Source organism: Pseudomonas sp. SWRI50, from assembly GCF_014269095.1.
Taxonomy (GTDB): domain Bacteria; phylum Pseudomonadota; class Gammaproteobacteria; order Pseudomonadales; family Pseudomonadaceae; genus Aquipseudomonas; species Aquipseudomonas kermanshahensis.
On record NZ_JABWRW010000046.1, the window covers coordinates 1 to 12,611 of the forward strand.

At 62.6% G+C, this 12,611-nt stretch carries 11 protein-coding genes; 2 read left to right on the top strand and 9 right to left on the bottom strand.

Going from position 1 to position 12,611, the window contains the following annotated elements:
* Nucleotides 1-234 precede the first annotated feature (234 nt).
* Entirely contained in the window at nucleotides 235-2,316 is a 2,082-nt protein-coding gene (locus HU750_RS26695; protein ID WP_186683347.1) for a carboxy terminal-processing peptidase, read from the bottom strand.
* Nucleotides 2,317-2,456: 140 nt separating this feature from the next.
* Here HU750_RS26695 and HU750_RS26700 point away from each other — a divergent pair, with 140 nt between their 5' ends.
* Nucleotides 2,457-3,419, top strand: a complete 963-nt coding sequence (locus HU750_RS26700) for an NAD(P)H-quinone oxidoreductase (protein WP_085272783.1) — start codon at nucleotides 2,457-2,459, stop codon at nucleotides 3,417-3,419.
* A 110-nt stretch (nucleotides 3,420-3,529) separates the two neighbouring features.
* Here HU750_RS26700 and HU750_RS26705 read toward each other — a convergent pair whose 3' ends face one another.
* The 6 genes from HU750_RS26705 to HU750_RS26730 form a co-directional block, all read right to left on the bottom strand.
* The gene (locus HU750_RS26705; protein ID WP_186683349.1) at nucleotides 3,530-4,183 is read right to left on the bottom strand and encodes an HAD family hydrolase; all 654 of its coding nucleotides are present in this window, start codon (nucleotides 4,181-4,183) and stop codon (nucleotides 3,530-3,532) included.
* Nucleotides 4,184-4,197: 14 nt separating this feature from the next.
* Nucleotides 4,198-5,187, bottom strand: a complete 990-nt coding sequence (locus HU750_RS26710; RefSeq protein WP_027595907.1) for an ABC transporter ATP-binding protein — start codon at nucleotides 5,185-5,187, stop codon at nucleotides 4,198-4,200.
* A gap of 1 nt (nucleotide 5,188) precedes the next feature.
* Nucleotides 5,189-5,983, bottom strand: a complete 795-nt coding sequence (locus HU750_RS26715) for an ABC transporter permease (protein ID WP_027595908.1) — start codon at nucleotides 5,981-5,983, stop codon at nucleotides 5,189-5,191.
* The gene (locus HU750_RS26720) at nucleotides 5,973-6,812 is read right to left on the bottom strand and encodes an ABC transporter permease (protein ID WP_027595909.1); all 840 of its coding nucleotides are present in this window, start codon (nucleotides 6,810-6,812) and stop codon (nucleotides 5,973-5,975) included. The genes HU750_RS26715 and HU750_RS26720 overlap by 11 nt, the downstream gene beginning before the upstream one ends.
* Nucleotides 6,809-7,615, bottom strand: coding sequence for an alkaline phosphatase family protein (locus tag HU750_RS26725; RefSeq protein WP_027595910.1), 807 nt, complete (start codon nucleotides 7,613-7,615; stop codon nucleotides 6,809-6,811). Before HU750_RS26725 ends, HU750_RS26720 begins: the two co-directional genes overlap by 4 nt.
* Nucleotides 7,616-7,772: 157 nt before the next feature.
* The gene (locus HU750_RS26730; protein ID WP_186683351.1) at nucleotides 7,773-8,837 is read right to left on the bottom strand and encodes an ABC transporter substrate-binding protein; all 1,065 of its coding nucleotides are present in this window, start codon (nucleotides 8,835-8,837) and stop codon (nucleotides 7,773-7,775) included.
* 328 nt (nucleotides 8,838-9,165) lie between these two features.
* Between HU750_RS26730 and HU750_RS26735 the strand changes: the two genes are divergently transcribed.
* Nucleotides 9,166-9,879, top strand: a complete 714-nt coding sequence (locus tag HU750_RS26735) for a UTRA domain-containing protein (RefSeq protein WP_099428539.1) — start codon at nucleotides 9,166-9,168, stop codon at nucleotides 9,877-9,879.
* 99 nt (nucleotides 9,880-9,978) lie between these two features.
* Here HU750_RS26735 and HU750_RS26740 read toward each other — a convergent pair whose 3' ends face one another.
* Nucleotides 9,979-12,132 (bottom strand): mechanosensitive ion channel domain-containing protein, encoded by a 2,154-nt coding sequence (locus HU750_RS26740; RefSeq protein WP_186683353.1) that lies wholly within the window; start codon nucleotides 12,130-12,132, stop codon nucleotides 9,979-9,981.
* A 44-nt stretch (nucleotides 12,133-12,176) separates the two neighbouring features.
* Nucleotides 12,177-12,344: a hypothetical protein gene (locus HU750_RS26745; RefSeq protein ID WP_167334464.1), complete on the bottom strand. Its 168-nt coding sequence runs from the start codon at nucleotides 12,342-12,344 to the stop codon at nucleotides 12,177-12,179.
* Nucleotides 12,345-12,611: the final 267 nt, after the last annotated feature.

The following is a 12,611-nucleotide window of genomic DNA, read 5'->3' on the forward strand; positions in this document are numbered from 1 at the left end:
CTTCCTCGAATAGGCCTGATACATAGATGCAACCGGGTTCCTATGTTCAAAAGCAGCTAGACAGTGTGGGCGAGTCCATACATAGGAGCAGCCTTGTGCTGCGAAGAGGCCAGTGAAAACACCGCAGATCTTTGGTGTTTTCACTGGCCTCTTCGCAGCACAAGGCTGCTCACATACAAAGAAAAGGGCCGGGTGCTTTCACACCCGGCCCTTTTGGTTAACGCATGCCTAACCTCAGTGCTTGGCCACCTGCGAGCTTGCGCTCAGGTAGTCGAGCAGAATGCGCCCTGTCTCGGACAGGTAGGCGTCGTCTTCCGGTTTGGTGTTTTCATCTTCAGCCGGCAATGCGTCTTCATCTTCCTTCTTCAGCTCTTTGAGCGGCTCTTCACCTTTGGCCTTGCGGCGGATGTTTTCCAGGGCCAACTGCTTGCCCTCGATCTCATCGTGGCGGGCACGGCGTTCTTGCTCGTTGAGGCTGACGGTCTTCTCGTTCATCAGCTTCTGGGCCAGTGCCAGGCGGTCGCGGATGTAGGTGAACTCGGCATCCTTGACGCTGCGCGCTTCATGCTGTGCCTTGAGCTGGGTCAGGTACGGCTTGAACGGGTCGGCCGCTGGCTTGACCACCGGGCGGATGGTGTCCCACGGCATCGCCTCGGGCAGGGCGCTCTCGCCGATTTCCTTGGTGTCGATGATCGATGGGTAGTCGATGTCCGGCAGCACGCCCTGGTGCTGGGTGCTCTGCCCAGACACCCGGTAGAACTTGGCCAAGGTCAGTTTCAGCTCACCATGGTTGAGCGGTTGGATGGTCTGCACGGTGCCTTTGCCGAAGGTCTGGCCACCGACGATCAGTGCCCGGTGGTAGTCCTGCATGGCACCGGCGAAGATCTCCGAGGCCGAGGCCGACAGGCGGTTGACCAGCAGTGCCAGCGGGCCTTTGTAGAAGGCGCCCGGGTTTTCGTCCTCGAGCACGTCGACGCGGCCGTCGCTGTTGCGCACCAGCACCGTCGGGCCCTTGTCGATGAACAGGCTGGTCAGCTCGGTGGCTTCCTGCAGCGAACCGCCGCCGTTGTTGCGCAGGTCGATGACTACGCCATCGACTTTCTCTTTTTGCAGTTCGGTGAGCAGCTTCTTCACGTCGCGCGTGGTGCTCTTGTACTCCGGATCACCGGCACGGTAGGCCTTGAAGTCCAGGTAGAAGGCCGGGATCTCGATGATGCCCAGCTTGTAGTCACGGCCATCCTGCTTGAGCTTGAGCACCGACTTTTTCGCCGCCTGCTCTTCAAGCTTGACGGCTTCGCGGGTGATCGAAACGATCTTGCTGGTCTGGTCGCTCGGGGCATTGCTGGCCGGGATGACCTCCAGGCGCACCACCGAGCCTTTTGGGCCACGGATCAGCTTGACCACTTCGTCCAGGCGCCAGCCGACCACGTCGACCATTTCCTTGTTGCCCTGGGCCACGCCGATGATCTTGTCGGCCGGAGCGACCTGCTTGGTCTTGGCGGCAGGGCCTGCCGGCACCAGGCGAACGATCTTGACCTGGTCGTTGTCGCTTTGCAGTACTGCGCCGATGCCTTCGAGCGACAAGCTCATGTTGATGTCGAAGTTTTCTGCGTTGTCCGGCGACAGGTAGTTGGTGTGCGGGTCGTAGGACTGGGCGAAGGTATTGATGTAGGCCTGGAAGATATCCTCGGCACGGGTCTGGTCCAGGCGCGCCAGCTGGTTCTTGTAGCGCTTGGTCAGGGTTTCCTGGATCTGCTTGGGCTCTTTGCCGGCGATCTTCTGGCGCAGCACTTCGTCTTTGACACGCTTGCGCCACAGGTCGTCGAGTTCGGCCTGGTTCTTCATCCACGGGGCGTCCTTGCGGTCGATCAGCAAGGTTTCCTTGGTGGTGAAGTCGATCTTGTCGACGCCTTTGTTCAGCTCGGCCAGGGCAAAGTCCAGGCGCTGTTTGACGCGGTCAAGGTAGCGTTTGTAGATGGTGAAGCCCGGGTCGAGGTTGCCGCTTTTGAGGAAGTCGTCGAACTGTGTCTTCCACTTGTCGAACTCTGCGATGTCGGCCGCGGTGAAGTAGCTGCGCGCAGGGTCCAGCAGCTTGATGTAGCTGTCGTAGATGATCACCGAGCGGGCGTCATCGAGCGGTGGCTTGCTGTAGTGGTGGCGCTTGAGCAGTTCCACCACATTAAGGCTGGCGACGATCTCGTCGCGGTCCGGCTGCAGGCTGTCCCACTTGTTGGCGGCCGCCGCATTGCCGCCGAGCGTAAGGCTGCCGAGGCCAATCATCAGGGCCAGGGCGGTGCTTGGGAGGAAATGCTTCATGCTGATTCGACGTGGAGGCAATTGATCACGCATAGTAGGCCGTCTTTTCCGTTGCCGGTTCCATGGAGCCGGACAAATACTGCAAAAAGCCCGGGGCGAGGGTTCCCCAGGCTCAGTCATGATTCAACTATGGAGGCACTGTGAAGGCATTGCAAGGCGAAGACGGACATGTGGAGTGGGTCGAGGCCGAGCGCCCGGCCCTTGACGCGGGCCAAGTACGCATTCGCGTGGCTGCTGCGGGGCTGAACCGCGCCGACCTGTTGCAAATGAAGGGGCTGTACCCGCCACCGCCTGGCGCCAGCCCTTATATGGGCCTGGAGTGCGCCGGCATTATCGAAGAAGTTGGGCCGGGCGCCGATTGGCGTGTGGGCGAGCGGGTGTGTGCGCTGCTGGCCAGTGGTGCGATGGCTGAAGAAGTGGTGGTCGATGCCCGCCATGTGCTGCCGGTACCTGAAGGCCTGAGCTTGCACGAAGCGGCGGCACTGCCTGAGGTGTACGCCACGGCGTGGTTGAACATCTTCCAGTTGGGCGCCGTCAAAGCCGGCGAGAAAGTGCTGGTACACGCAGGGGCCAGCGGCGTGGGTTCGGCGGCGATCCAGTTGTGCAAGGCGTTTGGCAACCCGGTGTATGTGAGTGTTGGCTCGCAGGATCGCCTGGCCTACTGCGAAGCGCTGGGTGCTGCCGGTGGTGTGGTGCGTAACGAGAACCTCGATGCGCTGGAAGGCGTTGGGCCGTTCGACGTGATTCTCGACCCGGTGGGTGCCAGTTATGGCGAACTCAACCTCAAACTGCTGGCGCGTGACGGGCGATGGGTGATCATCGGCCTGATGGGCGGACGAAAGTTCGAGCTGGACCTGGCACAGGTGCTGGGTAAGCGCCTGGAAATCACCGGCTCAACGCTGCGCAACCGTGACGATGGCTTCAAGGCCGAGTTGCTGCGTGAGTTGCTGCAGCAGGTGTGGCCGCTGTTCGCCGAAGGGCGGTTGTCGGCGCAGTTGGTGGATACCTACCCGGTGGAATTTGCCCAGGCGGCGTATGCCGAGCTTGAGACTAACCAAGTGTCGGGCAAGCTGGTGATGGTGATCGATCCGAGCCTGGTGTAAGCAGGCCCGGCCTCTTCGCGGGGCAAGCCCGCTCCTACAGGTAAATCACTGATCCTGAGCCTGTGATATTCCTGTGGGAGCGGGCTTGTCCCGCGAAGCGGCCAGTATGTTCAGCGCCAAGTCAGAATCGGCCAGCCATTGATCTCGGCATGCTCGCGCAACACCGCATCTGGGTTCACCACAAACGGATGGTCCACCTTCAACAACAACGGCAGATCGTTCCGCGAATCGGAATAGAAACTCGCCCCTTCCAGGTTCTCCTGCTCCTGATCCAGCCACTCCAGCAACCGGGTGATCTTGCCTTCACGGTAGGTCAGCACCCCATGGGTCTTGCCGGTGTACACCCCATTCACCGCCTCCAGCTCGATCGCCAGGTACTCGTCCACGCCCAACCGCGCCGCAATCGGCCCGACCAAGTGCGTACCCGAGGCGGAAATGATCAGGATACGGTCGCCACGCTTGCGATGCTCAGCGATGCAGCGGCAGGCGTCGCCGAAAATGATCGGCTCGATAACGTCCTCCACCCACGGCTCCACCAGGTGCTCAACCTCTTCCAGGGTGCGCCCGGCAATCGGCTCCAGGCTAAAGGCCATGTAGTCCTCCATCGCCAGGTGGCCCTTGCCATAGGCCTCCATCAATTCATGGTCGCGACGCAGGAAGTCCTTGCCGTCGACCCAGCCCAGCCGGGCCATCTGCTCGCTCCACAGTGACGCGCAGTCGCCGTGGATCAGGGTTTCGTCCAGATCGAAAATTGCCAGTGCCATTGTGTTGAATCTCCTTAAGCCACTTCCCGCAGCGCCGTGGGGTCGATCGACAAGGATACCCGCTGGCCGTCCGGATGCAGGTCGGCAGACGAGCGGTTGAGCACGTCGACTACCAGCTCCACCTCACGCACCCGCACCCGGTAACGGATGACGTTGCCCAGCAGGCTGTGGCTGCGCACTTCACCGTCCAGTTCGCCATTCAGGCCCAGGGTGATGGATTCGGGGCGAATGGCCAGGCGGCTGGCCACCGGGCGTTGCAGCAGGCGGCTGGCGCTTTCCGGGTCGAGCAGGTTGTAGTTGCCGATAAAGCCCGCAGCAAACAGGTCCACGGGGGCGGTGTAGAGGGTTTCGGCATCGCCGCTCTGGACGATGCGGCCCTGGTTCATCAGGAAGATGCGGTCTGACATCGTCAGGGCCTCTTCCTGGTCGTGGGTGACGAAGATGGTGGTCAGCCCCAGTTCACGCTGGATCGCGCGGATCTGCTCGCGCAGGTGCTTGCGAATGCGCGCATCCAGCGCCGACAGCGGCTCGTCGAGCAGCAGCAGGCGCGGGCGGGTCACCAGTGAACGGGCCAGGGCCACGCGCTGGCACTGGCCACCCGACAGCTGGTGCGGATAGCGCCCGGCGAAGCTGCCCAGCTCCACCAGGTCGAGCACCTCACGCACCCGCGCCTGGCTCTCGTCGGCCTTGACCTTTTGCATGCGCAGGCCAAAGGCAACGTTCTGTTCCACGGTCATGTTGGGGAACAGCGCGTAGCTCTGGAACACCATGCCGATGCCGCGCTTCTGCGGGCTCAGTGGCACGATGTCCTGGCCATCGAGCAGGATGCGCCCCCCGTCCACCGGGGTTAGCCCGGCGATGCAGCGCAGCAGGGTGGACTTGCCGCAGCCGGAAGGGCCGAGCAGGGTGACGAACTCGCCGCGTTCGATCTGGCAGTCAATGTTTTCGAAAACCGGTGTGCCGGCATAGCGTTTGTGCAGTTGCTGTACGCTGACGAAGCTCATGTCAGGTCTTGTCCTTGTTCAGGCGGTTGGCGACCCAGGTGAGTACCAGCACGAAGGCGAAGTAGGAGATCACCAGCGCGCTGTTGAAGTGGCCGCTGCTGTTGCGCATGTTGTTCAGGTAAACCTGCAGCGTCTCGTAGCGGGTGCCGACCAGCAGGTTGGCGAACACGAACTCGCCGAACAGGAACGAGAACGACAGCAGCAGGGCCACCATCAGGCCTTTGCGCAGGTTCGGCAGCACCACCAGAAACGCCGCTTGCCAGGTGCTGGCCCCGAGCAGTTGGGCGGCGTCCATCAGGTCGCGCAGGTTGATCGCCTGCAGGTTGTTGGTGATTGCCCGGTACATGAACGGGAGGGCGATGGTGAAATAGCAGCCGATCAGAATCCACGGGGTGCCGACCATGGCCATGGGCCCGCTGCCATACAGCTGCAGCAACCCTACGGCGGACACCACCGGCGGCACCGCGAACGGCAGCAGGATGAGGATGTTCATCAGTGCGTCGAGCTTGGGGAAGTGGTAGTGCACCACGAACAGCAGCGGCAGGATCAGCACCACCGACAGTATCAGTGCGCCCACGCACACCAGCAGCGACTGGCCGAACGCCGCCAGAAAGCGCGGCTCGCTCCACAGCGCCACGTACCACTTCAGGGTCAGGCCGCTGGGCAGCAGGCTGGCCGACCAGCTGGTGGCCACGGAGTAGAGCAGGGTGCCGGCCAGCGGCAGCAGCAAAATCAGGAACAGCAGGTACACCACCAGGCGGTGGTAGAGGCTGCTGGCGTTTGTTTCAGCGCGCATGGTAGCTCCTTTTCAGCAGCCATTGATGGACCACCGTGACCAGCGTCATCAGCCCCACCAGCACCATGGCCAGGGCACTCGCAAGGTTAGGGTCGAGGCTGATGTCACCGGCCACCAGGCCAGCGATGCGGATCGGCAGCACGTTGAAGTTGCCGGTGGTCAACGCATACACCGTTGCATAGGCGCCCAGGGCATTGGCCAAGAGGATGACGAAGGTGCCGAGCAACGCCGGGGTCAGCACCGGCAGGCCGATATGGCGCCAGAACTGCCAGTGGTTGGCGCCGAGCAGGGCGGCCGACTCACGCCAGTCTTCACGCAAGGCATCGAACGCCGGGTACAGCAACAGCACGCCCAAGGGGATTTGGAAGTAGGTGTACACCAGGATCAGCCCGCTTTTGGAGTAGATGCTGAAGTCTTCCAGCAGGCCGATCTGTTTAAGCAGCAGGGTCAGTGCGCCGTTGAAACCCAGCAGGATGATGAAGGCGAAGGCCAGTGGCACGCCGGCGAAGTTGCTGGTCATGTTGGCGAAGGCACTGACGAAGTCGCGCAGCCGCGAATCCACCTGGCGCAGCGAGTACGCCCCGAGGGTAGCGATGACGATACCGAACAGGCTCGACCAGAAGCTGATCTCCAGGCTGCGTTGCAAGGCCTGCAGGTAGAACTTCGAGGCGAACACCTTGCTGAAGTTTTCCAACCCCCAGCCCGCCTCGGACTGCACGCTGTTGATCGCCACCCAGGCCAGCGGGGCGATCTGGAAGATGATGAAGAACACGGCGAATGGCAGCAGGCAGAGCAGGGCAAGGTAACGGCCGCGATGGCTGGCATTCACTTGAGCAGCTCCCGGCACACGGTCTTGTCGTGGGCCACGCCAAGCAGCTCGCAGATGGTGCCGCACAACTCGGTTTGCAGCGGCTTGGCAGCAGGGTCGAGGCTGAAGCCATCACCAAAGACAAACAGCGGGACCTCGCGTTCCTCGGCCAGCAGGCCATTGTGCGAGCGGTCGTTGTTCATGCCGTGGTCGGCGGTGACCAGCACCTGATAACCCTCTTCGAGCCAGCGCGGCAGGTAGTCGGCCAAGAGGATGTCAGCGCTGCGTGCCGCGTTGCGGTACTGGCTGCTGTCCAGGCCATGGCGGTGGCCGACGTCGTCGATGCTCATCGGGTGCACCAGCAGGAAGTTCGGCGCATGCCGGCGGCGCAGGTATTCGGCGTCGGCCAGCAGGTGTGAATCGGGGTAGCGGTCGTCCCAGTAGAACAGGCCGTGCTGGATCGGCAGCTTCGGCGCATGGGTGTGGCGGTCGCGCTGCGCATCGAACGGCGAGCGGTTGTACAGCTCGCTCATCCAGTGATAGGCCGCCGCCGCAGTACCCAGCCCCGCTTCGCGGGCGTAGTGGAACACGCTGCGCTGGTTGGACAGGCGGTTGACATTGTTGTGCACGATGCCGCTGTCGATCGGCGTGACGCCGGTGAGGATGCATTCGTACAGCGGGCGTGACAGCGACGGTAGCTCGCATTCCACGCGGTACAGGGCGGCGCGATCGGCCTCGACGTAGGCGTGCAGGTGGCCCATGGCATGGTGGGCAACCTGGTGGTTGAGGCCGTCGAGCAGGACCAGGATGACGTTGTGTTGCATGGTGGCTCCGCTGGGGTATCAGTCATTACCGCGTCGTCCCATTCGCGGGGCAAGCCCGCTCCCACAGGTACAGCACAGCAACGGCACCTGTGCTGTACCTGTGGGAGCGGGCTTGCCCCGCGAAGAGGCCGGATCAGGCACTAGAAAATCCAGGCCGTTATTCCATGTTGATGATCACTTGCTCCTGCCACTTCTGCGGCAGTGCCTTCGAGGTCGCTTCCCAAGCAGCGGCATCCTTGATCGGCTGGGCAGCACCATATTGCTCATTGGGCAGCAGCTTGGCCTGCACATCGGCCGGCAGCTTCAGGTGCTCGGCGCGGATCGGCCGGGCGTGACCGATGGCAAGGTTAGTCTGCCCGGCATCGCTGAAGATGTACTCACGCGCCAGCTTGGCTGCGTTCGGGTGCTTGGCGTACTTGTTGATGATGGTGGTATAGCCCGAGATCACCGAACCGTCCGAGGGGATCAGCACTTCGAAGCGCTTGGGGTCGATCTGCTCGCGGTAGCTCAGGCCGTTGAAGTCCCACACCACACCCACTTCCACTTCACCTTTTTCCAGGGTCTGGATGGTGGGGTTGGCGAGCGACAGGCGCTTCTGCTGGGCCAGCTTGGTGAACAGTTGCAGGCCTGGCTCGATGTTGCTTTCGCTGCCTTTATAGGCGATGGCTGCGGCCAGTACACCGTTGGCGGCCTGGGCCGCGGTGCCGACATCGCCGATGGCAACCTTGTACTTGCCTTTCTCCAGGTCATGCCAGGTTTTCGGGCGTTCTTCTTCTTTCACCAGGTCCTTGTTGATGATGAAGGCGATGGTGCCGGTATAGGCCAGCGCCCAATGCCCGTCCTTGTCCTTGGCCCATGCGGGTACCTGGTCCCAGGTGCTCGGCTTGTACGGTTGGCTCACGCCCTTGGTCACGGCAATCGGGCCAAAGGCGGCGCCGACGTCGCCGATGTCGGCACTGGCGTTGTCTTTCTCGGCCTCGAATTTGGCGATTTCCTGGGCCGAACTCATGTCGGTGTCGCTGTGCTTGAGGCCATATTTATTGGCCAGGTCCTCCCAGGTGCCTTTCCAGTTGGCCCAGGCATCGGGCATGCCCACGCTGTTGACGGTGCCTTCCTTGCGGGCGGCGTCTTCCAGGGCCTTGAGGTCGGTGCCGGCGGCCATGGCCGTGGTACACAGGGCGATGGCCGAACCGAGCAGTGACGCCATGAAGAACTTTTTCATCCGAAGCTCCTTGGGTGGGTGCCTGTTGCGATCGTTGTCGTGAATGAGGCAGTTGTCAGCGACCTTTGGTCTAGGTCAGCAAACCTTGAGCCAAGGTAGGCCGCTTGCGTGACAGTTTGATGTAGGGGGAGGCTTCAACCGGGGGTTCCGGCTGCCTGAAAATACAGCGTAGACCAGATCGCAGGCCCTGATTTAGCGGGCTTGGCCCGAAACTGGCAAAGCCCGTGTGGTGCCTTTGTCACAGGATGTTCATCAGCCCTGCCTAGGCTTGCACTACTCTCCAATTGCCCCGTCATGGGGCTGGCCTAGTCCAGATAGGTAACCTTTGATGCAACCGATGCCCCCGCGTGCGGTAACAGCCATCTGCCACGCCCTGCAGGAGCAGATCGAACACGGCCTGCTGGCGCCGGGTGGCAAGCTGCCGGCCGAGCGCAAGCTCAGCGAGGTGTTCGACACCACGCGCATCACCCTGCGCGAGGCCTTGGCACAGCTGGAGGCCCAGGGGCTGATCTACCGGGAAGAGCGGCGCGGCTGGTTCGTCGCGCCCCAGCGGCTGACCTATGACCTGATCGAGCGTAGTCACTTTCATGCGATGGTGCGTGACCAGGGGCGGGTGCCGAGTACCGAGCTGTTGTCGGCTCGGCTGCAGCCGGCTTCTGCCGTTGTCTGCGCGCGGCTGCAACTGCCGGCGTTGTCCAGTGTGGTGCGAATCTGCCGGCTGCGGCGTATCGATGGGCGGGCGGTGCTGTATGCCGAGCACTACCTGAACCCGCGGTATTTCCCGGGCATTCTCGAACAGGACCTGGCGCAGTCGCTGACCGAGATTTATGGGCGGGTATACGGCATCGGCTATGGGCAGGTGTGCTTCGAGATTCTGCCGACGGCGTTGCCGATCGAGGCAGCGGCCGCGTTGAAGGTGTCGGTCGGCAGCCCGGGGCTACACATCACCCGGGTCAACAGTGACCAGCAGGGGCACCTGATCGACTGTGACCTGGAATATTGGCGGCATGATGCAATCCGCATCCGCGCCCAGGCGGGGTAATGGGGTGGCTTCTTCGCGGGCAAGCCCGCTCCCACAGGAGCCTCGCAGTATTCGACGCTGTGGTGATCCTGTGGGAGCGGGCTTGCCCGCGAAGAGGCCCTAACTGGAGGAACTGGTTTCGCTCATACCGCCCCCGCCCGCCGTCACCACCTGCACCGACAACCGCGGCGTCGCCAGGTCCAGCCCTGCTTCATCCAGCTGGCGCTTCAACGCCAGGTTGAACGCCCGCGACACTTCCCATTGCTTGATCGGCGCGGTCTTGAAGCGCGCTCGCAAAATCGCCGAGCCCGACTCAAAGCTCTCTACGCCCTGCAGCTCCAGCGGCGACCAGATATTGCGGCGCATCAACGGGTCGTTACGCAGTTTCTGCCCCACTTCGCGGATCAGTGTGATGGCCTGGTCGATGTTCATGCTGTGCGGGATCGCTACGCGGAAAATCGCGTAACCGAACTCCCGCGAGTAGTTCTTGATGCTCTTGATCTCGCTGAACGGGATGGTGTGCACGATGCCGTCGATGTCGCGCAGGCGCACGGTGCGGATGGTCAGGCCCTCGACCGTCCCCAGGTGCCCACCGACATCCACGTAGTCGTCGATGGCCAGCGAATCCTCGATGATGATGAACAGCCCGGTGATCAGGTCGGCTACCAGGGACTGGGCGCCAAAACCGATGGCCAGGCCGATCACACCGGCACCGGCCAGCAGCGGGGTGACGTTCATGCCCATGTTGGCCAGGGCAACGATCACCGCGATGATGAAGATGGCCACGAACATGACGTTGCGGATCAGCGGCATCATGGTTTGCGCGCGGGCGTTGGCCAGCCCGCGGCGCGAGCGCACCAAGGCGTGGTGCACGGCCGTGTCGGCCAGGATCCACACCAGCCAGGCGGCGATCAGCGTGCCGGCCAGGCCCAGCAGGCGCAGGCTCACCTCGTGGCCGTCGCCTTCGGCGAAGGTGATCATCGACAAGCCCCACACGCGCAGCCCCAGCTCAATGAACAGCAGCCAGATGAACAGGTGCACCAGGGCATAGGCGAAGTTGCGCAAGCGCTCGGTGTACACCGCTTGGCGCTTGTTGGCGCGTTTGGGGTTGGCCGCGTGGCGGCGCACCAGGCCGTTGAGCACCATGCACACCACCACCAGCACTGTGCACATCAACGACTGGCGCAGGGCGGTACTGGTGTCGCCGGCCGAGACGAAGGTCGCGAACAGCGAAATACCCACCAGGATCAACGCGGGCGCGAACCAGAAGCTGCCAAGGATCTCGATCGTGTCGCTCAGGGTGCGCCGGGTCAGGCGCCGGTCCAAGGGTTGGTTGCGGATCAGGTGGGCGATCGGGCGGCGGAACCGCAGGATGAACAGCCCGGTGCAGATCGCCGCGATGACGTTGGCCAAGGTGGCCAGGGCATGGGCCAGGTGGGTGCCGAGGGCGACGGTCAGTCGAGGGTCGCTCATGGCCTCACCGAAGGCGGCAAAGCTGCCGATCAGCCACAGCGGGCGGAAGGCCTGGTGCCGCAGGATATGCAGGGCGCGGTGGCGGTGTGGGCCGTCGAGCAGCGAGAAGGCGATCACGCAGATGGCCGAGAAGCAGGTGCCGACCACCAACGCATACGCCAGCACCATGGCCATCGACTTGCCCAGCGACGAGGGCAGGGCGAAGCTCAGGTACACGGTGAACACCAAGGCTACTAGCCAGGGCCCGAGCTTGCGCAAGGCAAAGCGCACCAGGTCCCAGGTGCGCGGGTGCTGGGGCAGCTCTTCGGTGAGGCCGAAGCGTAGCCGTACTCGGTGGCCAATCCAGTTGAAGGCGTATGCCAGCAGGCTCCAGACCGCGATGATCGCGGCAAAGCCGAACAGGATCGCCGGCCACTGGTGCACCGGGACCACCAGTTCGGTCAGTTCTGCCTGGGCTTGCTCGATTTCTGCCGCCCAGCGGTGGAAGGGGCTGGCATCGCCGCTGAACTGCTGTTCGAAGTCATGCAAAGCACCACCGATCAGGCCTAGCACGCCCTGTTCGACGGTGGGTTGTGATTGCTTGGTGGCGTCGCGCAGTTTTTTCAGGTCGGCCAGCAACTTGGCGCGTTGCTGGTCGTTTTCGAGGTTCTTGATCACCTCGTCCAGCGACTTGCCCAGTGGCTCGGTGGCCTCAGGCTGCGCAGGCGCGCTGGAGCCGAGCAGGCTCGGCAGGCCCGCGGCATGAACCGGGGTGATGAACAATAACAGCAGCAGGGACAGGCAACGCAGAAGGGCAGGCACCGGGAAATCTACCTCAGGTCAAACGATGGACCGAGTGTAGAGGTTTATGTGGGCAGTTTCTCCAGGATCTTCCAGCAAGTAAGGCCGAAGATGCCCAGTGTGCCGATCCACATCATCAGCACACCGATGTTGCGCTCGCGCAGGCTGAAGCCGATGGTTAGCAGCAGCAGGAACAGAAACACCGGCACGAACAGGGACAGAAAGGGGGACATGGACAGCAATCCTTTTGCAGTGGGGCCATGTAACAAGCATAGCGGGTAGCAGGCGAAGCGGGTTGATCCGTGGCACTAGTAGTGCCTGTGCGGGCCCATCGCCGGCAAGCCGGCTCCCACAGGTACGCCACAGTTCTTGAGGCTTGTGCTGTTCGTGTGGGAGCAACTGTCTTGTTCAAATTTCTGGGGGCATTCCGTCCTCTGGGAAATCAGCCAGCCCTTTGGACCGCGTTGTCGAGCAGAGAACAAAGTTCGTAAGCGAGTTGC